General features: G+C 60.7%; 21 protein-coding genes and 2 pseudogenes. 14 read left to right on the plus strand and 9 right to left on the minus strand.

Annotated features, from left to right (window positions below; all coding sequences use genetic code 11):
• Positions 1–17: 17 nt before the first annotated feature.
• The 3 genes and pseudogenes from AC0L4F_RS23350 to AC0L4F_RS23360 all read right to left on the minus strand — a co-directional run bounded on the left by AC0L4F_RS23350 (position 18) and on the right by AC0L4F_RS23360 (position 3,827).
• Positions 18–1,566: pseudogene (locus AC0L4F_RS23350) on the minus strand (heme biosynthesis HemY N-terminal domain-containing protein).
• Positions 1,567–1,576: 10 nt separating this feature from the next.
• The gene (locus tag AC0L4F_RS23355) at positions 1,577–3,049 is read right to left on the minus strand and encodes a COG4223 family protein (RefSeq protein ID WP_244691900.1); all 1,473 of its coding nucleotides are present in this window, start codon (positions 3,047–3,049) and stop codon (positions 1,577–1,579) included.
• Positions 3,050–3,110: 61 nt separating this feature from the next.
• Positions 3,111–3,827 (minus strand): uroporphyrinogen-III synthase, encoded by a 717-nt coding sequence (locus AC0L4F_RS23360; RefSeq protein ID WP_244691902.1) that lies wholly within the window; start codon positions 3,825–3,827, stop codon positions 3,111–3,113.
• Positions 3,828–3,900: 73 nt separating this feature from the next.
• Here AC0L4F_RS23360 and tsaD point away from each other — a divergent pair, with 73 nt between their 5' ends.
• From tsaD to AC0L4F_RS23385, 5 genes are all read left to right on the plus strand, one after another.
• On the plus strand, positions 3,901–4,995 hold the full coding sequence (tsaD, locus tag AC0L4F_RS23365) for a tRNA (adenosine(37)-N6)-threonylcarbamoyltransferase complex transferase subunit TsaD (RefSeq protein WP_244691905.1): 1,095 nt from the start codon (positions 3,901–3,903) through the stop codon (positions 4,993–4,995).
• A complete protein-coding gene (locus AC0L4F_RS23370; protein WP_244691907.1) occupies positions 4,992–5,957 on the plus strand; it encodes an NAD(P)H-dependent glycerol-3-phosphate dehydrogenase in 966 nt (321 codons plus the stop codon). The genes tsaD and AC0L4F_RS23370 overlap by 4 nt, the downstream gene beginning before the upstream one ends.
• 1 nt (position 5,958) lies before the next feature.
• Positions 5,959–6,228, plus strand: coding sequence for a YciI family protein (locus tag AC0L4F_RS23375; protein ID WP_244691909.1), 270 nt, complete (start codon positions 5,959–5,961; stop codon positions 6,226–6,228).
• Positions 6,228–6,641 (plus strand): EVE domain-containing protein, encoded by a 414-nt coding sequence (locus AC0L4F_RS23380; RefSeq protein WP_244691911.1) that lies wholly within the window; start codon positions 6,228–6,230, stop codon positions 6,639–6,641. The genes AC0L4F_RS23375 and AC0L4F_RS23380 overlap by 1 nt, the downstream gene beginning before the upstream one ends.
• 116 nt (positions 6,642–6,757) lie before the next feature.
• Positions 6,758–7,153: a DUF1761 domain-containing protein gene (locus tag AC0L4F_RS23385; RefSeq protein ID WP_244691913.1), complete on the plus strand. Its 396-nt coding sequence runs from the start codon at positions 6,758–6,760 to the stop codon at positions 7,151–7,153.
• A 389-nt stretch (positions 7,154–7,542) separates the two neighbouring features.
• On the opposite strand, the gene AC0L4F_RS23390 is transcribed toward AC0L4F_RS23385, so the two are convergent.
• The 4 genes from AC0L4F_RS23390 to AC0L4F_RS23405 form a co-directional block, all read right to left on the minus strand.
• On the minus strand, positions 7,543–7,884 hold the full coding sequence (locus AC0L4F_RS23390) for a DUF2853 family protein (protein ID WP_244691915.1): 342 nt from the start codon (positions 7,882–7,884) through the stop codon (positions 7,543–7,545).
• A 271-nt stretch (positions 7,885–8,155) separates the two neighbouring features.
• A complete protein-coding gene (locus AC0L4F_RS23395; protein WP_244691918.1) occupies positions 8,156–8,692 on the minus strand; it encodes a hypothetical protein in 537 nt (178 codons plus the stop codon).
• 242 nt (positions 8,693–8,934) lie between these two features.
• Positions 8,935–10,326, minus strand: coding sequence for an adenosylhomocysteinase (ahcY, locus tag AC0L4F_RS23400; protein WP_244691920.1), 1,392 nt, complete (start codon positions 10,324–10,326; stop codon positions 8,935–8,937).
• A 73-nt stretch (positions 10,327–10,399) separates the two neighbouring features.
• The gene (locus AC0L4F_RS23405; RefSeq protein ID WP_244691922.1) at positions 10,400–10,741 is read right to left on the minus strand and encodes a hypothetical protein; all 342 of its coding nucleotides are present in this window, start codon (positions 10,739–10,741) and stop codon (positions 10,400–10,402) included.
• Positions 10,742–10,939: 198 nt separating this feature from the next.
• Between AC0L4F_RS23405 and AC0L4F_RS23410 the strand changes: the two genes are divergently transcribed.
• Both AC0L4F_RS23410 and AC0L4F_RS23415 read left to right on the plus strand, forming a co-directional pair.
• Positions 10,940–11,536, plus strand: a complete 597-nt coding sequence (locus tag AC0L4F_RS23410) for an HD domain-containing protein (RefSeq protein WP_244691924.1) — start codon at positions 10,940–10,942, stop codon at positions 11,534–11,536.
• Positions 11,533–12,027 carry a GNAT family N-acetyltransferase gene (locus tag AC0L4F_RS23415; RefSeq protein ID WP_244691926.1) on the plus strand — a complete coding sequence of 165 codons (495 nt, stop codon included), beginning with the start codon at positions 11,533–11,535 and terminating at the stop codon, positions 12,025–12,027. The genes AC0L4F_RS23410 and AC0L4F_RS23415 overlap by 4 nt, the downstream gene beginning before the upstream one ends.
• A 45-nt stretch (positions 12,028–12,072) precedes the next feature.
• Here AC0L4F_RS23415 and AC0L4F_RS23420 read toward each other — a convergent pair whose 3' ends face one another.
• Together AC0L4F_RS23420 and AC0L4F_RS23425 are read right to left on the minus strand one after the other, a co-directional pair.
• Entirely contained in the window at positions 12,073–12,627 is a 555-nt protein-coding gene (locus AC0L4F_RS23420) for an ActR/PrrA/RegA family redox response regulator transcription factor (RefSeq protein ID WP_244691929.1), read from the minus strand.
• Positions 12,628–12,779: 152 nt separating this feature from the next.
• Positions 12,780–13,403 carry an SCO family protein gene (locus tag AC0L4F_RS23425; protein WP_244691931.1) on the minus strand — a complete coding sequence of 208 codons (624 nt, stop codon included), beginning with the start codon at positions 13,401–13,403 and terminating at the stop codon, positions 12,780–12,782.
• A gap of 95 nt (positions 13,404–13,498) precedes the next feature.
• On the opposite strand from AC0L4F_RS23425, the pseudogene regB reads away from it, so the two are divergent.
• From regB to addA, 7 genes and pseudogenes are all read left to right on the plus strand, one after another.
• Positions 13,499–14,894: pseudogene (gene regB / locus AC0L4F_RS23430) on the plus strand (sensor histidine kinase RegB).
• A 118-nt stretch (positions 14,895–15,012) separates the two neighbouring features.
• Positions 15,013–16,587, plus strand: coding sequence for a PAS-domain containing protein (locus AC0L4F_RS23435; RefSeq protein WP_244691933.1), 1,575 nt, complete (start codon positions 15,013–15,015; stop codon positions 16,585–16,587).
• A gap of 89 nt (positions 16,588–16,676) precedes the next feature.
• A complete protein-coding gene (gene tsaE, locus AC0L4F_RS23440) occupies positions 16,677–17,177 on the plus strand; it encodes a tRNA (adenosine(37)-N6)-threonylcarbamoyltransferase complex ATPase subunit type 1 TsaE (RefSeq protein WP_473447118.1) in 501 nt (166 codons plus the stop codon).
• Between the two features lie 15 nt (positions 17,178–17,192).
• Entirely contained in the window at positions 17,193–18,137 is a 945-nt protein-coding gene (locus tag AC0L4F_RS23445) for an aminoglycoside phosphotransferase family protein (protein WP_244691935.1), read from the plus strand.
• Positions 18,134–18,817, plus strand: coding sequence for a nucleotidyltransferase family protein (locus AC0L4F_RS23450; protein ID WP_244691937.1), 684 nt, complete (start codon positions 18,134–18,136; stop codon positions 18,815–18,817). Before AC0L4F_RS23445 ends, AC0L4F_RS23450 begins: the two co-directional genes overlap by 4 nt.
• A complete protein-coding gene (gene addB, locus AC0L4F_RS23455; protein WP_244691939.1) occupies positions 18,810–21,740 on the plus strand; it encodes a double-strand break repair protein AddB in 2,931 nt (976 codons plus the stop codon). The genes AC0L4F_RS23450 and addB overlap by 8 nt, the downstream gene beginning before the upstream one ends.
• A partial coding sequence (gene addA / locus AC0L4F_RS23460) for a double-strand break repair helicase AddA (RefSeq protein WP_244691941.1) occupies positions 21,737–24,294 on the plus strand: 2,558 nt, incomplete at its 3' end. The genes addB and addA, both read left to right, overlap by 4 nt.

The following is a 24,294-nucleotide window of genomic DNA, read 5'->3' on the forward strand; positions in this document are numbered from 1 at the left end:
AGCGGCGCGCCGACCCGTCAGGTCCGCGCGGTGTCCTTGGCTAAGTCTGTCTCGTCCACCGTGCTGGCCTCGATCACTTCGGCATCTTCTGCTTCGGTCATTTCGGCCTCGCTGGCGACAACCGTATCATCCCCAAAACCATCGACCTCATCCGTGGCGGCCATGGCTGCGGCGGACTGATCCTCGATCGCGCCAACGATCAGCGGCAACATGGCACTGTCAGCGCCATTCGACGTTGTATCCGCCGGCGGTGTGGTCCAGCTGAGCGTATCCAACGCACCGCAATTGCCACAAACCGCTGTCCATTCGCCCTGGATATTCGAGCAGTTTCCGCAGACCCAATGCGGGCCACGTGGTGCGGTCAACGCCCGCGCCAGCCATCCCCGGATCACCGCATCCGACGCGCCCTCGCCACGTTCAATCGCGGCCATCACGGTCAGAACCCGCGCATCGGGATCGTTTTCGGCCAAATCCCCCAAGGCACGACGTGCCGCCGGGAAATTCTTCATCCGCGATATGCAGTTCAGCCTGCAACAGCTGGGTTTCGCGGTGGTTCGGAGCCAGTTTGAACAGGTGTTGGAACCGCTTGATCCGCTCTGCCGGGGTTTCATCCGGGGCAATGGCGGCAAATGTCGCGGCCAAATCGGGATGCGGCTGGGCCTCCCACGCCTTTTTCAACACGCGCAGGGCATATTTCGGCTTGCCCTGTTCGATATAGCTGCGCGCCGCCATCACCGCCGCCGGGATCAGCTCGGGTGACAAACGGTTGGCTTCGATTGCCGCTTCGCGCTTTTCGATGCTGCTTGCGGCATCGGCAATATCGCGGGCCTCGGACAGCGCCAGAACCGCATCGCGACGACGGTGCACATCCCGTGGCAAACTTCCGTGTTTCAGCTTGGCATTCAATGTCTTGCGTGCCCCGGCCCAGTCCGCTTTTTCCGCCTGCAATTTCAGCAGAATATCCTGGGTTTCCTCGTGGCGCGGCTTGATCGCAAAGGCGCGTTCCGCCAGTTTCAGCGCGGTATCGGTGTCACCATCGGCCAGCCGCTGTTTCATGATGCCACGCACGCCGACAAAGCGTGTGCTTTCGTCTGTGACCAGCTTCTTGTAAACCGCTTCGGCCTTGGCACGGTCGCCAGCCATCTCTGCTGCCTGTGCGGTCAAAAGGTTGGTCAATTCCGGCTTCTGCAAATAGCGTTCGGCTTTGGCGGCCTTGGCCATCGCCAATTTCCCCTCGCCCGATGCCAGCGCCATCAAACCTTCGCTCAGGGCGCGCACACCTTTGCGTTCGCGATTGCGGTCAAAATACCGCGACAGCGCCGTTTCATCGCCATTCACAAAGCGCAACAGCGCCACAAGGAACGATGCCACTTTCAGCAGCAGCCAAAGCACAACCAGAAGCGCCGCCAGCGCCATGACGGCCTGAAGCGCAGTAAAGGTGAATTCCTGGCCGTTGAACGTAACGCGCAGACCCGCGCCGTCGTATTCCAAAAGCCAGCCAGCGCCCCAGGAAATTGCCGCAACAACGGCAACAAAGACGAGAATTTTCAAAAGTGACCACAACATATTTTCGTCCTTATCCCTGGTTCAGGCGCGCAGCAATTTCATGCGCTTCCCCCAGCGCCGCAAGGCGGGTTTCAGCATCCGAGACCCAGCCCGACAATTCCGCTTTTGCCACATCCGGCAAGGCGGCTATTTCATCCAAAGCACGAGCCAGATCGCCATCCCGCACCGCTGCTTCGGCCCGTGACAGGATCGCATCCGCGCCGTCGCCTTCACGCGGGGCAACAGAGCGGACCTCAAACATTTTTTCCAACACGCCACCAATACCGCCGCTTTCCTCTGCCGGGGTATTGTTGCGCGCAGCGCGCAGCGCGGCGCGGGCGACATCGGGGAATTGTTCGCGCAGGGCCGATTGCGTGACCACGCCTTCGGCGGCAGCGGCCTCCAGCGCCTCCATCGGCATATCTACGCTTTCCGCCAGTTCAGCCAAAGCCGCGCCATAGGCGTCGCCGGTGTCCAGCGCGCTCAGGATACGGGTCATGGCCGAACGCGCCGCCGCCAGACGGCTTTCTTCCAGCGCACGTTCTTCCATCTGGGTGGCATCTTCGGCGATTTTTTCAATCTTGGCTTTTTCAGCGGCGATTGTGTCTTCGATCGCCTGACGCTGATCCTCCATCGAGGCGCGCAGACGTTCCAATTCGTCTTCATAGGCCTTGATCGCTTCGCGCGAGACAGTGTCGGCAATCGGCTTCTTGGCCAATTCGGTCAAACGATCATCGACCGCAGCAATGTCACCCGCGAAGGATTCGACATTGGTGATCCGGTCGCCCAGCGCCGTCAGATCCCCTTGCGCGGATGCAAGCGTGTTCTGGGTCGCCGCAATTTCCGCTGACAATTCAGCGATCTGGGCGGTGACGGCCTCTGCTCCGGCGCTCATCTCGCCGGACAGGGCCTCGATACGGCCCGATTGCGCGTTCAGGGCGCTGCGTGTCTCGACCTCGAATAAATCGTCATTCATGTTGACGTACCAGGCGGCGGCAAAACCGACGCCAGCCGCAACAACGCCGCCCAGCGCCATGGGCCAAAACCCGCTGCTGCTTTCGCTTTGCTGTGCCGCGACCGGTGGCACCGGCGGTGTTGGATCTGATGTCGCGTCAGAGACACCCCCAAGAATATCAGCCTCTTTCGGGGTGACATCCGTCGCCCAAAGTTCCTCTGGCGTGTCTTCTACCGTCGCAGTTTCGGCATCGTCCTGCGGATCCTCGTCCAGATCGGCAGTTTTATCGGCACTCTCCGGGGATTCTGCCGCGGCTACGGCGTTGTCTGTAACCTCGTCCGGCGTGTCGGATGCGACCGTATCGGCCCCAGCGCCGTCGGCCCCAGTGCCGTCGGTCCCGGTGCCGTCGGTCCCGGTGTCTTCGGTCCCAGCGTCATCGGTCCCTGTGTCTGGCGCATCCGCACCGGCGGCAACCGTGTCCTCGGCTTTGTCCGGCAAATCTGCCGACGCCTCGTTGTCGGTCTCTTTCGAATTACGAGATTTGGTCACCAGAGATCACCCTTTCCGAATCTTACTTCTGCGGCGCAACATCATTACCTTATGGCAGTGGTCAAGCCCCCTCAAGCGGGGATGGGTTGTGAAAAAGCGCCGCAACTGCGGCACATACGGATATAAGGTCGGGCTGTTCAGCAACCGCCATGCGGCGCGGCCTCATTGCGGCGGCATGTTCGGCGACGGCTTCGCTGATTGCAACCACACAGATTGGCGCAGCAAACGGCCCCTGTGCCGCCACGATATCGGCACTGCGGGGCGAAAACAGGGGAAGGATCACGCTTTGGTCCCCATTCAACAGCTGCCGCGCCTCTGCCGTCAGATCGCGCGTGCGTTGTTCATAGACAACGGCGTCCTGCGCGTTCAGCCCGCCGTCCCGCAACCGCGCGGCAACATCGCCACGTGTGTGCCGCCCCCGCAGGTGCAACACCGGCCCCACAGGGCCAAGGCGCAAAAGTTCCGTCACAAGGCTGTCTGCGTCCACGCCCACCATCTTGGCGGCAAACCCCCGGTTTTCCGCCGCTTTTGTGGTGCGCGCACCCAGACAATAGGCCAAGCGATCCGATGACCCCGCATAGGCCGCAACCGCATTGGCGGAGGTGAAAATCAACGCTGTGGCGTCGGGGATCGGCGCCTGCCCCCCGATGGGCGCAATGTCCAGAACGGGCGCAATCACCACCCGGCCCGGCGTCATCATCCCCTGCAAGACCGACAAAAATCGCGCGGCATCGGCACGCGGACGCGTCAACAGCAGGGCTGGTTTTGCTTCGGTCATCGCGTCGGCCCGGGATTGTTTGCCATGTTGCCAAGTGTTACCTGCCCTGCAACACCTTCGCAACGGAGCCACGATGGCCAAGCCATATACCATCCTCGGGATTGAAAGCAGCTGTGATGATACCGCCGCCGCTGTGGTGCGCGGTGTGCCCGGTGCCGCAGACATTCTGTCCTCGGTGGTCGAAGGGCAAACCGCCCTGCACAGTGCATTTGGCGGCGTAGTGCCCGAAATTGCGGCACGCGCCCACGCCGAACGGCTGGACACCTGTGTCAAACAGGCGCTGGAGCAGGCCGATTTGGGGCTTGGCGATCTTGATGGTATCGCCGTCACCGCCGGTCCGGGGCTGATAGGCGGCGTGGTGTCGGGTGTGATGTGCGCCAAAGGGATTGCCATTGGCAGCGGTCTGCCGCTGATCGGTGTGAACCATTTGGCCGGGCACGCGCTGACCCCGCGTCTGACCGATGGGGCAGAATATCCCTATCTGATGTTGCTGGTGTCCGGCGGGCATTGTCAGTTCTTGATTGCCCGTGGCCCACAGGATTTCACCCGGCTGGGCGGCACCATCGACGACGCCCCTGGCGAAGCCTTTGACAAGACCGCGCGCCTTCTGGGCCTGCCGCAACCCGGCGGCCCCTCGGTCGAGGCCGAAGCGCGCGATGGCGACGCCCGCGCCTTTAAATTCCCCCGGCCTTTGCTGGATCGACCGGGATGCGACATGTCGTTTTCCGGGTTGAAAACCGCCCTGCTGCGCACCCGCGATGGCATTGTTGCGCAAAAGGGCGGGATGACCGCCCAGGACCGCGCCGACATGTGCGCCGGGTTTCAGATGGCGGTGGTCGATGTTTTGGTCGAAAAGACCCGCCGTGCCTTGCGCACCTATCTGGATGCCGCGCCAGCCACACCGCTGTTGGCGGTGGCGGGTGGGGTGGCGGCCAATGGTGCGATCCGCGACGGGTTGACCCGCCTCTGTCGTGACATGGGCGTGATCTTTACCGCGCCGCCGCTGCCGTTGTGCACCGACAATGGCGCGATGATCGCCTATGTGGGCGTCGAACACATGCAGCTGGGGCTGATCGACGACATGACGCTGGCCGCGCGCCCGCGCTGGCCGCTGGATCAATCCGCCGCGCCGATGTTGGGCAGCGGCAAAAAAGGTGCCAAAGCATGACGATTGGCGTGATTGGGGCCGGGGCCTTTGGCACATCGCTGGCAATCTCGCTGGCGGCAGCCGGGCGGGACGTGGTGCTTTGGGGGCGGGATGACGCGGCCATGGCCGAAATGCAGGCCACCCGCGCCAACATCCGGCGGCTTCCTGATGCGACATTCCCCGACCGCCTGACCGCCACCGCAGATGTCACAGCCGCAACAGCCCCCGACATCCTGTTGCTCGCGGTGCCGATGCAGCAATTGGCCCCCCTGTTGGAGACCCATGCAACCACCCTGGCGACAAAATCGCTGATCGCCTGTTGCAAGGGGTTTTCCGTCGCCACCGGCGAGGGGCCAGTCACCCAGATCCGCCGTATCCTGCCCAAAGCAACTGCGGCGATCCTGACCGGGCCCAGCTTTGCCGCCGATATCGCCGCTGGCCTGCCGACGGCGCTGACCCTCGCCTGCGATGACGCCCCCCAGGGCGCGGCATTGCAGACCGCATTGACCACCCCCAACCTCCGGCTCTATCGCACCACCGATGTGACCGGCGCGGAACTTGGCGGGGCGTTGAAGAACGTGATTGCCATCGGCGCGGGCATGGCCATCGGCGCGGGCCTGGGCGATTCTGCCCGCGCCGCATTGATCACCCGTGGCTTTGCCGAGATGAGCCGGATCGCGGCGGCGCTGGGCGCACGCCCGGCAACACTGGCGGGTTTGTCCGGCTTTGGCGATCTGGTGCTGACCTGCACATCCGATCAATCGCGCAACTTCCGCTTTGGCCTGGCGCTGGGCGGCGGGTCCGATTTTGACACCACCACAACGGTCGAGGGCGCGGCCACCGCACGCGCAATGCTCAACGTCGCCAAGACCCATAACATCGAAATGCCGATCACCGCCGCCGTGGCCGCCATTGTCGCCGGTCAGCTTGACCTCCGCACGGCAATGGACCAGCTTCTGGCACGACCCTTAAAGGAAGAATGACATGCTGATAGCCCTGATTGCCCATGACAAACCCGGCGCACTGCAAATCCGCAAGGACACCCGCGACGCCCATTTGGCCTATATCGCCGAAACCGGCGTGGTGGCCCAGGCCGGACCGCTGATTATCAACGGCGAAATGGCGGGATCGCTGGTGATCCTGGATGTGGCCGATATGGCCGCCGCCGAAAGCTGGGAGGCCAACGACCCCTACGCCAAGGCCGGATTGTTCGAAAATGTCGAACTGGTGGAATGGAAAAAGGTCATCGGCTGATGCGCTATTGGCTGTTCAAATCGGAACCGGCCACCTGGGGCTGGTCGGATCAGCTGGCCAAGGGTGACGCGGGCGAGGAATGGGATGGCGTGCGCAACTATCAGGCGCGCAATTTCATGCGCGAGATGGCGCTGGGCGATCGCGGGTTTTTCTATCACTCGCAAAAGTCGCGCGCCATCGTCGGCATAGTCGAAGTCTGTGCCGAGGCGCATCCCGACAGCACCACCGATGACGACCGCTGGGACTGTGTCGATATTCGCGCGATTGCCCCGGTGCCCAATCCGGTCACGCTTGATCAGATCAAGAGTGACCCGGAATTGTCTGACATGGTGCTGGTGAAAAATTCGCGGCTTTCGGTCCAGCCGGTCACAGCCGAGGAATGGCAGCGCATTTGCACGCTCGGCGGGGTCTGACCGCCGGGTGATCCAGCGGCCGACGCAATTTGGCTAAAATGGACCGCATGTCGTACATTCCAAGGTAAGGTTAATTTTCCCCGAATATCCCGCAGCGCCGACAAGGAGAGAGACACATGGAAATCATCAATGTCATCATTGCCGCCGCCGCCAGTTTCGCGCTTGGCGCGGTCTGGTACATGGCGCTGGCCAACCCCTGGATGGAGGCCGCAGGCATCGAACGCGACGCCGATGGCAAACCCAAGGGCGGCCAGGATCCAAAGATTTTTGCCCTGACCTTTGTCATGCAACTGCTGGTCGCCGGCATGATGCGGCATACCTTCGAACTTTCGGGTGTGGATAGCTATGGTAAAGGAATCGTTGCCGGAATCGGCATCGGGCTGTTCTTTATCAGCCCGTGGATCGTGATCAACAATCTCTACGGAAATCGCCCGTTCCAGCTGTCTGTGATTGATGGCGGCTATGCCACGCTGGCCTGCGGGCTGATGGGTCTGGTGCTGACCCTGTTCTGAAAAAAACAAGAAAGGCCCCAACTGGATCGCAGTCAGGGCCTTTGCTCACCCCAGATGCTCCCACACATCTTCGATGAATTCAATTTCGGCACTGACCTTCTGGTCGATAAAGAATGAATAGCTTAATGCCCCCTGTGATCCAAATCATAAAAAGATCAGTTTTTGTCTATTTCCTTAATACGTCCGCCAGCCTTAGTAAAAATCGAATTAACGCAAATGGCCAAGGTGGTTGCAGAGTCAAAGAAATAAGGGGCTTGGCGCGATCTTATGATTTTGGCAACCAAAACCGGGACTTGGGCATTAAGCCAGCATTAGTAATGAAAAAAGACGCCCCCCGGGCGAGGGCGTCTCTTGCACGTCTGTCTGGTGGCATCTTTCGCAGGCGGAAATCAGCCGTAGACCAATTCCTTTTTGAAGTGTTTGGTCAGCAGGTAGTACACGACAGCGCGGTATTTGTTGCGCTCGGACTTGCCGTAGACCTCGATCACCGACTGGATCGCCTCCATCAACTCTGGTCCGTCTGACAGGCCAAGTTTCTTGATCAGGAAATTCTTCTTCACGGTTTCAAGTTCGCCGGCCTGTGTTGCCGCAACGGTTGACGCGTCGGCGTTATAGATCGCCGGGCCACAGCCGATGGTCACCTTTCGCAGCAATTCCATGTCCGGCTCTGTGCCGCATTTGGTTTTGAGATCTTCCGCATATTGCGCGATCAAATCGTCGCGTTTACCCATCCTGGTTTCCCCTGTTTTTCCCCGCCCCCGCGGGTTTTGATGCTGGTGCGGCCAACTCTACCGGCAAATCGGAGTCTGACAACGGTAAATCCCGCGGGGTTTTCCCCGTCATGCTTTCGCCCTGTGTCCACTGAATGTCACCGCCGCGAAAAAATGGGCGCAGCATAAAGCAATGCTGCGCCCGTCAAAGACCAGGGGGTCAGGTTACGGCCCGCTGTCGGCCCCGGCAAAATCCCGCCGACGCCGCAAGAGCGGCCTGAAAATGGTCGGCTTACGACCCGCTTTCCACCTTTGGCGGCATCGTATCGGTTGCGGTCGGCGCCGTGGCGTCCGGCGTATCCGTTATCAGAGACGACACCAGAAGATCATCCGGCAGCCCCTCTACCCCGCTTTCGTCAAATTCCGGCAGGGCTTTTAGCGATTCCTTGTCTGCGCCAAGCACCAGGGATGCGCCGTCATCACCCAGTTGGAATTCCTCAAGCGCGATGGCGACGGTGTATTCCCCGAGGCCAAGGAAGCCGCCAATGCCGATCACGCCCGCCGCGCCGTCCGCCTGGGCCACGACATAGTCGATCTCGCCAATGTCATTGCCTTCGCGGTCATGGACATTCAGCCCAACAACATCGCCAACCGTCATATCCTGCAGGCTGGTGAACATCGGCGTTTCCGCCATGGTTTCCGGCATTTCAGTGACCGACTCGGCCACCGGATCATCCGTGGGATCCATTGTAGTTTCCTGGGCGAACGCAGCACCGGACATCAATGCAAAAACGGCCGCGCCGGTCATCATTTTCTGTGTCAGTTTCATAGCTTTCTCCTTTGGTTGTCACTACCGAAAGACTTTGATCCGTTTTGGTACAGCTGTTGTTCTGTACCGCCGGGATCGCCGCCTCTGTGCCAAAGGATTTATGCCATGCCTGAAAAAGGACAATGATCAGAATGGGTTCGCTCGGCGCACCGGCAAAGGTGCGCCGAAAACCATCGCGAGACTGCGCAAGAAATTGCAGGCTCAATTCATTGTGTAACGGGTGTCAGTGACCCGGTTTCGACCTAGTAGCGGTAGTGTTCCGGCTTGAACGGACCTTCGGGCGTGACGCCGATATAGGCCGCCTGATCCGGGTCCATCACCGTCAGCTTGGCACCGATCTTGTCCAGATGCAGGCGCGCGACCTTCTCATCCAGATGTTTCGGCAGGATGTAGACCTGATTGTCATACTCATCGCCCTTGGTCCAAAGCTCGATCTGCGCCAGAACCTGGTTGGTGAACGACGCCGACATCACGAAGCTGGGGTGCCCGGTGGCATTGCCAAGGTTCAGCAAACGGCCCTCGGACAGAAGGATAAGACGGTGCCCATTGGGCATCTCGATCATATCCACCTGTTCCTTGATGTTGGTCCATTTGTGGTTCTTCAGGTTGGCGACCTGAATTTCATTGTCGAAGTGGCCGATGTTGCCGACAATCGCCATGTCCTTCATCGCGCGCATATGCTCGATACGGATCACGTCCTTGTTGCCGGTGGTGGTGATAAAGATGTCGGCGCTGTCGACCACATCTTCGAGAACAACCACTTCAAACCCGTCCATTGCCGCCTGAAGTGCGCAGATCGGATCAACTTCGGTCACTTTGACCCGTGCACCGGCACCGCGCAGCGAAGCGGCAGAACCTTTGCCAACGTCGCCGTAACCGCAGACCACGGCAACCTTGCCCGCCATCATGGTATCGGTGGCGCGGCGGATGCCGTCGACCAGCGATTCCTTGCAGCCGTATTTGTTGTCGAACTTCGACTTGGTCACGCTGTCATTGACGTTGATCGCCGGGAAGGGCAGCTGACCCTTTTTGTGCAGATCATAAAGACGGTGCACGCCGGTGGTGGTTTCTTCGGACACACCCTGGATCGCTTCGCGTGTTTTGGTGAACCAACCGGGGCTGGCCGCCATCCGCTTTTTGATCTGGGCGAAAATCGCCTCTTCCTCTTCCGAGGTCGGCACTTCGATCAGATCGGTTTCGCCGGCTTCGACCCGCGCACCCAAAAGGACATAGAGCGTCGCGTCGCCGCCATCATCAAGGATCAGGTTCGCGCCTTCGGGGAACATGAACGACCGGTCAAGGTAATCCCAGTGCTCTTCCAGCGACTGGCCCTTGATCGCGAACACCGGTGTGCCACCGGCGGCAATCGCCGCTGCCGCGTGATCCTGGGTCGAAAAGATGTTGCACGACGCCCAGCGCACATCCGCGCCCAGCGCCACCAGCGTTTCGATCAGAACCGCAGTCTGGATCGTCATGTGCAGCGAACCGACAATGCGCGCCCCGGCAAGCGGTTTGGCTTCGCCGTATTCTTCGCGCAGCGCCATCAGACCCGGCATTTCGGTTTCGGCAATATCAAGCTCTTTGCGGCCAAACTCGGCAAGCGAGATGTCCTTTACGATATAGTCACTGGTCATGTCCGGCATCCTCGCGGCATTTCTGTTTCGCCCGCAGATACCACCGCCACGCCAGTCGAACAACACGCGAAAGCTAACCCGCGACGCCGCCGGGATCCTGCGGTGCGTCATGCCAATACGCGCCCGTCGCCAGAACACAGGCCACGCCGTTGGGCTGGGTCAGGATAAGGGTGAAACTGCCGCTTTCCGTCGAGCGCCACACCTCGATCAGGCGGGTGCCCGATTGCAACCCGCCACCGGCCAATGTTTCACCGAATTTGCCCCGCAGTTCGCCAACAAGCGCGTCGCGCGGCATACAGGCCAGGGTTTGGGTTTGGGTTTGGGTTTGGGTTTGGGACAAGTTTTGCGCGGGCGCAGGGGGCGCAAGCGCCGCCGCACCAAAGATCAGCGCCGCCGCAAATAGTCGTTTGAACATGGAACCTCTCCTTGAAAAGGGCCCCATGCCAACGGGACGTGAGGCCCGGTTTGCCATGTCCCATATATGGGGGCAGACGCCGGATATTGCCACAAACACCATCACACATTTCAGGGATATTGCCCGCCCCACAGCCGTCTTTGCATTTGCAAACTCCGGGCAACCGGTCTAGGAACATTCCCGGAACGGAGAACGACAATGCCCCCCAAACCATCCCGCGCCTGGCAAAGAATGCTTTCAGGTCGCAGGCTCGACCTGCTGGACCCGACCCCGATGGATATCGAGATCGAAGATATTGCGCATGGGCTGGCCTTTGTCGCCCGTTGGAATGGCCAGACCCATGGTGATTTCGCCTATTCGGTGGCCGAACATTCGCTGCTGGTCGAGGTGCTGTTTGCCCGGATGAACCCACGCGCGCCGGTGCGTTGGCAATTGGCGGCACTGCTGCATGATGCGCCGGAATACGTGATCGGCGACATGATTTCCCCGGTCAAGGCCGCGATTGGCCCCAGTTATGGCGTGCTGGATGACCGGCTGTCGGCGGCCATTCACATTCGGTTTGGTCTGCCGGCCGCGCTGCCGGTGACAATCAAGAAACAGATCAAGAAAGCCGACCGTATCAGCGCCTGGATGGAGGCGATCCAGATCGCGGGCTTTACCGAAAAAGAGGCTGATGGCTTCTTTGGCAAGCCAAACAAGGCGCTGATCGAAGATCTGCACATTGCCCTGCGCCCACCGCGTCAGGTGCGCGATGATTTCACCGCTCGGTATCATCAATTGATGGAGACCCTATGACCGACGTTTTTATTGCCCCGGCCTGTTCGGCCGACGCGCGCGAGATGGCGGATCTTTTGAATGAAATCATTGATATCGGCGGCACAACGGCCTTCCTGACCCCGCTGGGCAGCGCCGATATCCGCGATTGGATGGACCGCGCCGGGCCGCGTTTCACCGGCCATGTGGCCCGGCTTGACGATGGCACCCTGGTCGGGTTTCAGATGCTCAATCCCCTTCCGGGGCATGGCCCAGAGGTGGCGCAGATCGCCACGTTTGTGCGGGTTGGCCAAACCGGGCTGGGGGTTGGCAGCCGACTGTTTGCCGCCACCCGCAAATCTGCCGCCGCGCTGGGGTATGAATGGATCGACGCCACCATCCGCGCCGACAACGAAAGCGGGCTGACCTATTATCAGTCGCGCGGATTCGAAACCTACAAATCCAACCCCGAGGCGCGGCTGTCCGATGGCCGCCGGACGGGGACGATCAGCAAGCGTTTCGATCTTCCTTGATCTGGCTTTGACCCGGCCTTGATCGGACTCTGATCGCGATTTCCGTCAGCGCGGCGAGCGTTTTGCCAGAATCCGCTGCAATGTGCGGCGGTGCATGTTCAATCGCCGCGCGGTTTCCGACACGTTGCGATCACAAAGCTCGAACACCCGCTGGATATGTTCCCACCGCACACGATCGGCGCTCATCGGGTTTTCCGGCGGCGGAGGCAGATCATCGCCATTGGCCACCAGCGCATTGGTAATGTCGGTGGCATCCGCCGGTTTGGAAAGATAATCGGTTGCGCCGATCTTGACCGCGGCCACGGCGGTGGCAATCGCGCCATATCCGGTCAGCACCACAATCCGGCTGTCGGGGCGGCGTTCGCGCAGCACCTCGACCACGTCAAGCCCGTTGCCATCCTCAAGCCGCAGATCAACCACCGCATAGGCCGGGGGACGTGCCGTGGCAATCGCCCGGCCCGCCGCGACAGATCCGGCAGTTTCCACCGCAAAACCGCGCTTTTCCATCGCTTTGGCCAGACGTTTCAGAAACGGTTCGTCGTCATCAACCAGCAAAAGCGATTTGTCTTCACCCAAATCCGGGAGCGTTTTTTCAGGCACGTGATACCTCCTGCGAATGTGAGCTTGCGCAATTGGGGGATTATTCCCAACGCCAAGCGCAGTGTCAAACCGTAGCGCGAAATATATTTGCGCCTATGCGGCCCGGATCGGTCGGAAAATTACCCGGCACGACCGACGTGCCGATTGCGCGGCTATCCGGCTGCGTTGACAAAACAGGCTGTGGTTTCGGCCACCTGTTCCGGTGTCGCATCCCGGCGAAAGTATTCGACAAACCCCTGTTCCGGCAGCACCAGATAGGAAAATGTCGAATGGTCGATGAGATAATAGTCATCTTCCTTGTCCTGCGCCTTGTAATAGGTGCGATAGGCCTTGCTTGCGGCTTTGACCTGTTCTTCCGATCCAGTCAGGCCAATCGCCTTTTCATGGTTGTTGAAGGCAAAATCGCCGACCACTTCGGGGGTGTCCCGCTCTGGATCGAAGGAAATGAACACCGGCGTTGCGCTGATCCCTTGTTCGGCCAGCACCTCGACCGCTTGTGAATTGCGGGCAAAGTCCAGCGGGCACACATCCGGGCAAAAGGTGTAACCAAAATAAAGTATAGAGGGTTCGGTGATCACATCCTTGTCGGTGACGGTTTCGCCGTCACTGTTGACCAGGGTAAAGGGCCCGCCAATCGTGTCGGTGCCACCGGCAATCGCCGCAGTGCGGCATTGGGCAAACGGATCAGCGCCTTCTTTTGGTTGCGACACATACCAAAGCCCCCCCACAAGAGCGACAACAGACACAGAGGCGACAAGAGCGACAGTGCGGACCATAACGGCTTTTCCAATCCATATTGCGATGATTGTTGATCGTCTGACGCGTGACACGTATCAATCTGAAATCCGGTAGCAAGAGGCGAAAACGCCACATGTCAGAATTGGGGTCAGAGTTCCTGACCGAACACCGCCGCGGCAATTGGGTCCGGCTGCGCACCATGATCATGCTGCGCTGGGCTGCGATTTTTGGCCAATTGACGGCTTTGATCGTGGCGCAGCGGTGGTTCAACCTCTCGTTGGAAATGGGATTGTGCTATCTGGCAATCAGCCTGTCGGTGGTTGGCAATCTGGTGGCCATTGCGATTTTCCCGCAAAACAAACGGCTCAGCGCGACGGAAAACATGCTGATGGTGCTGTTTGACCTGCTGCAACTGGCGTTTTTGCTGTTTTTGACCGGCGGGCTGCACAATCCATTTGCCATTCTGATGCTTGGCCCGGTGCTGGTGTCCGCTGCGGTTCTGACAACCCGACCGACCATTGTGATCGCCGGAATTGCCATTGTTCTTGTCTCGGTGTTGGCGTTGTATCATCTGCCTTTGCTGACGGATGAGGGGTTTGTGTTGCGCACGCCCAATGTGTTTGTCTTTGGCAAATGGGTGGCGATGGTGATTGCCATCACATTTTTGTCAGTCTACTCGCGGCGCGTGACCAGCGAGCTGCACGCCATGTCCGACGCGGTGACCGCCACGCAAATGGCGCTGGCGCGGGAACAGAAACTGACCGATCTGGCCGGGGTGGTGGCCGCTGCAGCGCATGAATTGGGCACACCGCTTGCCACAATCAAACTGACCAGCGCCGAAATCGCCGAAGAGCTGGACGATCGCCCCGACCTTCAGGAAGACGCGCTGTTGATCCGAACCCAGGCCGACCGCTGTCGCGACATCCTGAGATCCATGGGACGGGCAGGCAAGGAAGACATGCAGGTCCGCCGCGCGCCTCTGAGCGAAGTGCTGCGCGAGGCCGCCGAACCGCATGAAAACCGGGGCAAGATCCTGCATTATGACCACAGCGCCGGCCCCAATGGGGAAAAGACGGTTCCAACCATCAACCGCCAGCCGGAAATCATTCACGGTCTGCGCAATCTGGTGCAAAACGCGGTGGATTTCGCACGCGGCAATGTCTGGATCGACACGATCTGGACAGATGACCATCACTGTGCGGATTGTCGATGACGGCACGGGATATCCACCACAGTTGATTGGCCGCATTGGCGATCCGTTTGTACGCAAACGGCGCAGTGAAACGGAAACCCGGAAACGTCCGGGATACGAAGGCATGGGGCTGGGCCTGTTCATTGCCAAGACATTGTTGGAACGTTCGGGCGCAGAGCTGAGCTTTACCAATGCGACCGGGCCTTATGCCAACCCCGGAAGGCGCGGCGAACGCTGTGGCGCGCTGGTCGAAGTGGTCTGGCCGCGCAAGAATTTGGGTTCCCTGGCCGGGTCTGATTCCGCGCCGCTTGGCGAAAATCAGGTGATCCAGATCTGAGCGCCGCGCCAACGGTGTTGGGCTGGGCCGCGACGTTCGCGCAACCTATGGCAGATTGCTTTTTAGGTTAAACAATTGTTAACCTCCTTGACCCAGTGTCAGATCAAGGGGATGGAAGATGTTGTCAGAGCTTTCTTTGTTGCAAATCATTGTCTTGGTCGGTGCTGCACTGTTGGGCGCGACCATGGCATTGGGCTTTGCCATTCTTCCCGGGCGAAAACGGACCACCGCCGAAGAGACCGGCATTCAACGGGACGACGCCGTCAGCTATCTGTTTCGCGATACAGATCTAATTGATGCCACCGATCCGGCCGCCGTCCTGACGACGCTGGCGGATGATTTCGAAGAAAACGCCTGGCAGCAATTGTGCCGGATTTTCGAGCCGCGTTTTGGCACTTTGCCGCTTACGCCCGATGCGGCCTTTTCAACCCGCGCCGAGCGAAGCCGATCATATGGCGCGCTGAAACCCGATGATCGCGGACAGCTGATTTTTGTGCGCGCGGATGACCGGGTGCGGGTTTCCTTGGTCGATGATGCGCCGGCGGAAATCGACCGGCAAATTGCCTTTGATGTCAGCCGCGAGTTGCGCTTCCTGCGCAGCGCCATTGCCGATGCGCCCAATGCCATCTGGTCGGTCAATCCAGAGGGGCGGGTCGCCTGGCACAACCGCGCCTATGGGCATCTGGCGGCGCGGATCAACCCAAATGATTCTTCGGACAATCCGATTTTCGCGATTGAGAGCAAGGACGTGGGCAAGGCCCCGCTGCGCCTGCCGCTTCAGGTCGGCGACAAGGACAGCCGCAACTGGTTCGAAATTTCGACCCGCGCCACCGCAGACGGCTTTGTCGCTTATGCCACCAGTGTCGATGCGGTCGTGCAAGCCGAACAGGCGCAGCGCAAATTTGTCCAGACCCTGACCAAAACCTTTGCGCATCTGTCGACCGGGTTGGCGATTTTTGACCGTAACCAGCGGCTTGCCCTGTTCAATCCGGCATTGATCGACCTGACGGCGATGCCCGCCGAATTTCTGACGTCGAAACCCAGTCTTGCGGCCTTTTTCGACTATCTGCGCGAACATCAGATCATGCCGGAGCCCAAGAATTATTCGAATTGGCGCGAAAAGATGAGCGCGCTGATCGCCGCCGCCCGCGATGGCCGATATTCCAAGACCTGGAATTTGCCGTCTGGTCTGACCTATCGTGTTACCGGCAAACCGCATCCCGATGGCGCGGTGGCTTTTCTGTTCGAAGACATCAGTGCAGAGATTTCCCTGACCCGCCGCTTTCGCGCCGAACTTGAGACCAGTCAGGCCGTTCTGGATCGCCAGAACCGTGCGCTGGCGGTGTTTTCGCAGATGGGTATTCTGACCTTCTCGAACCAGGCCTTCCGCACCATGTGGCGATTTGATCCCGACAGCAGCTTTGCCGAAACCACCATCACGGATGTCCTGCGGATTTGGCAATCAGAATGTGCGCCCAGCCCGGCCTGGGGTGGTTTGCCCAAGTTTATTGCCAGTTTCGGCGAACGCGCCCCGCGCCGGGCCGATCTGATACATGAACGGGTGGGGCAGATGGAATTTCTGGCCGAACCCCTGCCGGGCGGCGCGACTTTGATTTCCTTTTCGGCCCAGGATGCCGCACTTGTTCTTGACCGGACGACGGCGAAACAACAGCATGACGATGGGTCCGCCTGACCGGGCACGCCCCTGCACTGCGCGATTTCACTGTGCGATCCGTCACGGAACGGTCTTGCGCGGAATGGCTGGCGCGGTAATGTCCGAATATGATGATCGACCATAGCTATCCCGCCGCAACGGCTCAAATCTTTGCGCTCAGCCTGCCATCACCGGAAGCAACCTGCGAGCTGGCAGCCCGCATCGCGCCCCGCCTTGCCGCGGGCGACGTGTTGTTGCTGCGCGGCGATATTGGCGCCGGAAAAACCCATTTTTGCCGCTGCCTGATCCGGTCACTTTTGACCGAAGCCGAAGATGTGCCGTCGCCGACATTCACATTGGTGCAAACCTACCCTGCCCCGGTCTGCGAAATCTGGCACGCGGATCTCTATCGACTGGGCGATCTGTCCGAGGTTGACGAACTGGGCCTGACCGAGGCTTTTGACACTGCAATCTGTCTGATCGAATGGCCTGATCGGCTTGGGTCCGAGGCCCCGGCCAACGCGCTCACGCTTGAGTTTTCCACCGACGCCGACCCGGACACCCGACACCTTACCCTAAGCTGGTCAGCACCACGTTGGGATTCCTTGCCAAAAGTCATTGCCGCATGACACGCCAAGAAACGATTGCAACGTTCCTGGACGATTTGGGCCTGGGCGGCTGGAGGCGCGTGCCTTTGGCCTGGCGATGCATCCGCGCGGCGATATGAACGGCTGCACAACCCCGAAGGCGGCAGCCTGATCCTGATGGATGCCGACCCGATTGTCTGTGGCGATCCCGGGCCATTTCTGGACATACGCACGCATTTGTACCGCTTCGGATTTTCCGCCCCCACGTTGCATGCCGAAGACCCAGATGCCGGGCTTTTGTTGATCGAGGATTTCGGCGACGCCCTGTTTGCCCGCATCATGGCGGATGACCCGAGCCGCGAAATGCACCTTTATACCCTGGCGGCCGAGCTTTTGGCGCGATTGCACAGCAAACCCTTGCCCCAGGGCATGACCGCGATGACCGCGACGGCGCTCGCGGATATGATCGCGCTGGCCTTTGACTGTTACGCCCCGCAACATTTGGCGGATTTGCCCGCCGCCAAAGCGGCCTTTGCCCGGCTTCTGACGCCGGTGGCCGACGTGCCTGCGGTATTGGCGCTGCGCGATTTTCACGCCGAAAACATGATTTTCCTGCCCGACCGCAACGGCGACCGCCAAATTGGCCTGTTGGATTTTCAGGACGCATTTGTCACCCATCCCGCCTATGATCTGGTCTCCATGCTTCAGGACGCGCGCCGCGACCTGACACCGGGAATCGCGGACAGCGTGCTGCGCCATTTCATTGCCAAAACCGGCGCCGATGACACCGCTTTCCGCACCGCTTATGCCGCTCTGGGCGCGCAACGAAACCTGCGTATTCTGGGGGTTTTTGCCCGGCTCGCCGCCGACCGGGGCAAACCGCAATATCTGGCGTTACAGCCACGGGTCTGGGCCCACCTCCAGACAAATTTGACCCACCCCGCATTGGCTGAAGTACGCGACGCGCTGGCCAATTTGCCGGCGCCGCAGGCTGTGACATGACCGGGCCACAGGCCGCTTTGCTGTTCGCGGCCGGGTTGGGCACCCGCATGCGGCCGCTGACCGACAGCTGCCCCAAACCACTGATAAAGGTGGCCGGCACCCCGCTGATCGACCATGCTCTGACCCAGATCGCACCGCTGCGACTGCCCCGCGTGGTGGTCAACAGCCACTATCGCGCGGAGATGCTGGCGGATCACCTGGCGGGCCGCAACATCGCATTGTCGCACGAAACACCAGAGGTGCTGGAAACCGGCGGCGGATTGAAAAACGCCCTTCCCCTGCTTGGCCCGGGTCCGGTTTTCACGCTGAACACTGACGCGGTATGGCGCGGGCCAAATCCGGCAGAGGCGCTGCGCGCGGCCTGGGATCCAACCCGGATGGACGCGCTTTTGCTTTGTGTTCCACCAGAAAACGCCTTTGGCCATAAGGGATCTGGCGATTTCCTGCTGGATGCACAGGGCCGGATCAGCCGCGGGCCAGGCATGGTGTATTCCGGGCTTCAGATCATCAAAACCGACGGGCTGGCCGCAATCCGGGACCGCGCGTTTTCAATGTGGGCGCTGTGGCAGGACATGTTGGCCGCCGGGCGCATGTTCGGGCTGTCCTATGACGGGCAATGGTGCGATGTTGGCTATCCTGATGCCATTGCCATTGCCGAAGGAATGCTGGCCGATGTTTGAACGCATGGATGCACCGCGCCTGTTCGGTCTGGCCCCCGGCATTGATTTCCCTCAGGCGTTGGTCGACGGTCTGCTGCACCGGGTACAAGGGCACCCGCCCGAGACCCTGGCCCGCGTCGAATTGATCGTCAATACAGAGCGGATGCGCCGCCGCATTCGCGCGATTTTCGATGCGGGGCCACCACGTGCGCTGCCCCGTATCCGGGTCTTGAACGATCTGGCCCCGCCCTGGACCGCCGATATTGCCGATGCCGTGCCGCCCCTGCAAAGACGGCTCGAACTGGTGCAATTGGTGTCCGGGCTGCTGAATGCGCAACCCGACATGGCGCCGCGTGCCGCGCTTTTTGATCTGGCGGATTCGCTGGCGGGTTTGATGGATGAAATGCAGGGCGAAGGCGTGACCCCCGCCGACATCGCCGCCCTGGATGTGAGCGATCAATCGGGCCATTGGCAACGCGCCCGTGCCTTTTTGAACATTGTTCAGGGGTATTTCGACCCCGACACCAGCGCCCCCGACGGCACAACACGTCTGCGTCGCGTGGCCGAGGCATTGGCGGCACATTGGAAGACCAATCCCCCCGATCACCCGGTGATCATCGCGGGCTCGACCGGCTCTCGCGGTGCGGCGGCATTGTTGATGGAGGCCGCGGCCCATCTGCCGCAAGGCGCGCTGGTCCTGCCGGGGTTTGACTTTGACATGACAGCCGCGAACTGGGCCGCATTGGACAAGGCGATGGCCAGCGAGGATCACCCGCAATACCGCTATGCCCGGATGATGCGCGCGATGAATATCGACCACGATGCGGTGCATCATTGGCACAGACTCGCCGCGCCCTGTCCGCCGCGCAACAAATTGGTGTCGCTTGCCCTGCGCCCCGCGCCCGTGACCGATGCCTGGCTGAGCGAGGGGCCCAACCTGGCCCATCTGGATCAGGCCACCAAAGATGTCACATTGGTCGAAGCCCAGGACCGGCGCGAAGAGGCTCTGGCCATTGCTCTGCGCCTGCGCGAGGCGGCGGAAGCCAGGCAAAGTGCGGCGCTGATCACCCCCGACCGCCACCTGACACGGCAGGTCACGGCGACGCTGGACCGCTGGAATATCGTCCCCGATGACAGCGCCGGCATTCCGCTGCAATTGACCGCGCCGGGGCGGTTTTTGCGCCATGTCGCGGCCCTGTTCGCGGCCCCGCTCAGCGCGGCGGCGCTTCTGACCCTGCTGAAACATCCGCTTTGCCATTCTGGCGGGACGCGCAACACCCACCTGCGCCTGACCCGTGATCTGGAATTGCGCCTGCGCCGCAAAGGTCCGCCGTTTCCCGACGTCGAAATGTTGACGGCCTTTGCCGAAGACCGCGAAGCGCCGGAATGGGGGGCCTGGTTGTTGCAGGTCTGTGGACAGGATGAATTGCTGGCCATGCCGCTGGCCGATTGGCTGGCGCGGCACCGGGCGTTGGCCGAAACATTGGCGGCCTGCGCCGAACAGACCGGCGCAGGGCAATTGTGGGTGCAGGTGGCCGGAATTGAAACCCTGGCCCTGATCCGCAAACTGGAAGACGCAGCGCCCCATGGCGGCATATTGTCAGCCCGCGATTACGTCGATCTGTTTGGCGCTGTTCTGTCGCGCGAGGAACAGCGCGACCGCGATCTTGGCCACCCTTTCATCCGCATCCTTGGCACGCTGGAGGCGCGGGTCATGGGATCGGATCTTCTGATTCTGGGCGGATTGAACGAAGGCAGCTGGCCCGAACCGCCAAGCCCCGATCCCTGGCTCAATCGCCAAATGCGCCATGACGCCGGCCTGTTGTTGCCGGAACGGCGCATCGGCCTTTCGGCGCATGATTTTCAACAGGCGATAGGCGCGCAAGAGGTCTGGTTGACCCGGTCGGTGCGGTCGGATGATGCCGAAACCGTGCCGTCACGGTGGCTTAACCGGTTGTCGAACCTGCTGCGCGGGCTGGGGGCGGATGGCAAATCCGCCTATGAGGATATGCGCGCGCGCGGCCAGGACAGGCTGGCGCTGGCCCATGCGGTCGAAGCGGTGACACCGGTGCCCGCCGCGATGCGGCCCTCGCCCCAACCACCCCGATCAGCGCGCCCAAAGCAGCTTTCGGTGACCGAGATCAAGCGGCTGATCCGCGACCCCTATGCCATTTACGCCAAACATGTGCTGCGGTTGCGGCCGCTCGACAGTCTGGCCAAGGCCCCGGACGCCCTGTTGCGCGGGATTTTGGCGCATGATGTGCTGGAACGGTTTGTGCGCAGCAGCGTGGATGACCCGTCAAAGCTGACCCGCGCCGATCTTTTGGCAACAACCGCCACGGTTCTGGCGGACAATGTGCCCTGGCCCTCGGCCCGCGCGATGTGGCAGGCGCGGATGGAACGGGTTGCCGGGACATTTGTCACCGACGAGATCGAGCGGCGCCAGAATGCCCAACCGCTGGAGTATGAGGTCAACGGGCAACGCGACATTGCGGGACTTGGATTTCGTCTGATTTGTCAGGCAGATCGGATTGACCGCCAGAAAGACGGCCGGTTGAACATCTATGACTACAAGACCGGCAAACCGCCGGGCCCGGATGAACAGAAATACTTTGACAAGCAACTGATGCTGGAGGCCGCAATCGCCGAAGCCGGCGGTTTCAAGGACATTGATCCGGGCGAGGTGGCCAATGCGATTTACATCGGCCTTGGTTCCGCCCCCGAAAACCGCCCCGCGCCCTTGCAAGAGACGCCAGCGGACGTGGTGTGGGAGCAATTTGAAACCTTGATTTCCCGCTATATGGAGCAGGATCAGGGATATACCTCGCGCCGGGCGATGCAAAAGGCCAAGGATGTCGGTGATTATGACCAGCTGGCACGTTTCGGGGAATGGGAATTGACCGACGATCCAACCCCGATGCCGCTATCGGAAAAAACCCAATGACCCAACGCAACGAAGCCACCCTGCGCCAAATCGCTGCCGCGGATCCCGAACGCTCTACCTGGCTGGCGGCCAATGCCGGATCGGGCAAAACCCGCGTGTTGACCGACCGGGTGGCGCGATTGTTGCTGCAAGATGTGTCGCCCGAACACATTCTCTGCCTGACCTATACGAAGGCCGCCGCAAGCGAGATGCAGAACCGGCTGTTCCAGCGGCTGGGGGATTGGGCGATGAAGGATGATGCCGCGCTGCGCGCTGCGCTGCATGATCTTGGCATCGAAGGCGCAATCCCGGCAGAGGCGTTGCGAAACGCGCGCACCTTGTTCGCCCGCGCAATCGAAGCGCCGGGCGGATTGAAAATCCAGACAATTCATTCGTTCTGCGCCGCTATTTTGCGCCGTTTCCCGCTAGAGGCCGGGGTGTCGCCGCAATTCAAGGAAATGGAAGACCGCTCTGCCGCGCTTTTGCGGGCTGAGATCGTCGATCAAATGGCCGATGGCGCGGATGCGCATTTGGTGGCCAATCTGGCCAGCCACCTGACGGATATGGATTTCGACGACATCACCGCCGAAGTGTCGCGCAATCGTGTGGCTTTAGCCGAACCGTTGGACGAAACGGCGATCAAGGAATTGTTCGGCCTGTCGCCGGACATGGATGAAGCCGGGCTTTTGAGCCGTGTTTTTCTGGGCGGAGAGATGGAATTGCTGTCAGAGGCGGCGGTCCTTTTGTCCGGCAGCGGCAAGAACGACCAAAAAGCGGCCGCGAAACTGAACAGCATCACCGCCCCGAATTTGGCCGCCCTTTCGGTGTTGGAAAATGTGTTGCTGAATGGCGCATCGGCCAAGGCCGGGCCGTATTCGGCCAAGATCGACAGCTTTCCGACCAAAGGTCTGCGCCAGGGGGCAATGGCGCCGTTGATGGACCGGCTGGAGGATCTGATGCGCCGGGTCGAGGATGGCCGCAACATCCGCTGTGCGCTGGCCGCCACCCAGAAAACCCGCGCCCTGCAAGCCTTTGCCGGGGTTTTCCTGCCGCGCTATGCGGCAGCGAAACTGGCGCGGGGGTGGTTGGATTTCGACGATCTGATTCACAAAACCCTGGCGTTGATGACAGACCGCAAAGTGGCGCAATGGGTGCTGTATCGGCTGGATGGCGGCATCGACCATATCCTTGTGGACGAAGCCCAGGACACCAGCCCGGTGCAATGGCGCGTGATCGAAGAGCTGGCACGCGAATTCACCAGCGGCGAAGGTGCACGCGCCGATGTGGCACGCACGATCTTTGTTGTCGGCGACAAGAAACAGTCGATTTATTCCTTCCAAGGGGCCGATCCGGCGGAATTTGACCGGATGAAGGCCGATTTTGCCGAACGATTGCGCGCGACGGATCAACCGTTGCAGGACACCACCCTGCAATTTTCCTTTCGCTCGTCCGAGGCAATCTTGCGGTTGGTCGATACATTGTTCGAGGCCAAGGCCCGCTCCGGGTTTTCGCGCGAAGAAACCCACCGCGCCTTTAAATCCGACATGGGGGGGCGCGTCGATCTTTGGCCCTGTGTCGACAAGATCAGCGAAGCGGAAAAAGGCGAATGGGATGACCCCGTCGACCTGCCCGCCGACACCCATCACGATGTGATCCTCGCGCGGCGCATTGCCCGTGAAATCAAACGGATGCTGGACACCAAGGCCACAATCCCCTGGAAACAGGAACCGCATGGCTGGGCCGGGCGGACGGTGACGGCGGGGGATTTCCTGATCCTTGTGCGGCGGCGTTCCGACCTTTTTGCCGAGATCATTCGCGCCTGCAAGGAGGCCGATTTGCCGATTGCGGGTGCGGATCGGCTCAAGGTTGGGGCGGAACTGGCGGTGCGCGATTTGGCGGCATTGTTGTCATGGCTGGCGCTGCCCGAAGATGATCTGAGCCTTGCGGTGGTGCTGAAATCACCGCTGGTCGGCTGGGACGAGAGCCAGCTTTATGACCTCGCGCAGGGGCGCGAACAGAAATACCTGTGGCGCGAATTGGCGGCGCGGCAGGGCGACTTTGCCGAGGTTTGGGCCATGCTGACCGACCTTCAGGCCAATGCCGATTTCATGCGGCCCTATGATCTTATCGAACGTATTCTGACCCGGCATGAGGGACGATACAAACTGTTGGCCCGGTTGGGAAATGAGGCCGAGGATGGCATCAATGCCCTGCTGTCACAGGCGCTGGCCTATGAGGCGACAGAGGTGCCCAGCCTGACCGGCTTCCTGATCTGGATGGAAACCGACGATCTGGAGATCAAACGCCAGATGGACAGCGCCGGCGACCGCATTCGGGTCATGACGGTACATGGTTCCAAAGGTCTGGAGGCGCCGATTGTGATCCTGCCGGATACCGGCAAATGGCCGTTGCAGCATCGGGATGCCTTGCTGGCGATGGATGACACAATGGTGTGGAAAACCGCCGCAGGCGACAGCCCTGCCGCGATGGCCGAAGCGCTGGAAGCGGCCAAGGAAAAACAACGACAGGAACGTGATCGCCTGCTCTATGTGGCGATGACCCGTGCCGAAGTCTG

It is taken from the genome of Marinovum sp. J2-8 (genome assembly GCF_055808435.1).

What these genes read in the sequence shown, in the direction of transcription:
- AC0L4F_RS23360 (WP_244691902.1), bottom strand. Translation starts at nt 3,827, where the DNA reads ATGACCGAAGCAAAACCAGCCCTGCTGTTGACGCGTCCGCGTGCCGAT.
- tsaD (WP_244691905.1), top strand. Translation starts at nt 3,901, where the DNA reads ATGGCCAAGCCATATACCATCCTCGGGATTGAAAGCAGCTGTGATGAT.
- AC0L4F_RS23370 (WP_244691907.1), top strand. Translation starts at nt 4,992, where the DNA reads ATGACGATTGGCGTGATTGGGGCCGGGGCCTTTGGCACATCGCTGGCA.
- AC0L4F_RS23375 (WP_244691909.1), top strand. Translation starts at nt 5,959, where the DNA reads ATGCTGATAGCCCTGATTGCCCATGACAAACCCGGCGCACTGCAAATC.
- AC0L4F_RS23380 (WP_244691911.1), top strand. Translation starts at nt 6,228, where the DNA reads ATGCGCTATTGGCTGTTCAAATCGGAACCGGCCACCTGGGGCTGGTCG.
- AC0L4F_RS23385 (WP_244691913.1), top strand. Translation starts at nt 6,758, where the DNA reads ATGGAAATCATCAATGTCATCATTGCCGCCGCCGCCAGTTTCGCGCTT.
- AC0L4F_RS23390 (WP_244691915.1), bottom strand. Translation starts at nt 7,884, where the DNA reads ATGGGTAAACGCGACGATTTGATCGCGCAATATGCGGAAGATCTCAAA.
- AC0L4F_RS23395 (WP_244691918.1), bottom strand. Translation starts at nt 8,692, where the DNA reads ATGAAACTGACACAGAAAATGATGACCGGCGCGGCCGTTTTTGCATTG.
- ahcY (WP_244691920.1), bottom strand. Translation starts at nt 10,326, where the DNA reads ATGACCAGTGACTATATCGTAAAGGACATCTCGCTTGCCGAGTTTGGC.
- AC0L4F_RS23405 (WP_244691922.1), bottom strand. Translation starts at nt 10,741, where the DNA reads ATGTTCAAACGACTATTTGCGGCGGCGCTGATCTTTGGTGCGGCGGCG.
- AC0L4F_RS23410 (WP_244691924.1), top strand. Translation starts at nt 10,940, where the DNA reads ATGCCCCCCAAACCATCCCGCGCCTGGCAAAGAATGCTTTCAGGTCGC.
- AC0L4F_RS23415 (WP_244691926.1), top strand. Translation starts at nt 11,533, where the DNA reads ATGACCGACGTTTTTATTGCCCCGGCCTGTTCGGCCGACGCGCGCGAG.
- AC0L4F_RS23425 (WP_244691931.1), bottom strand. Translation starts at nt 13,403, where the DNA reads ATGGTCCGCACTGTCGCTCTTGTCGCCTCTGTGTCTGTTGTCGCTCTT.
- AC0L4F_RS23435 (WP_244691933.1), top strand. Translation starts at nt 15,013, where the DNA reads ATGTTGTCAGAGCTTTCTTTGTTGCAAATCATTGTCTTGGTCGGTGCT.
- tsaE (WP_473447118.1), top strand. Translation starts at nt 16,677, where the DNA reads ATGATGATCGACCATAGCTATCCCGCCGCAACGGCTCAAATCTTTGCG.
- AC0L4F_RS23450 (WP_244691937.1), top strand. Translation starts at nt 18,134, where the DNA reads ATGACCGGGCCACAGGCCGCTTTGCTGTTCGCGGCCGGGTTGGGCACC.
- addB (WP_244691939.1), top strand. Translation starts at nt 18,810, where the DNA reads ATGTTTGAACGCATGGATGCACCGCGCCTGTTCGGTCTGGCCCCCGGC.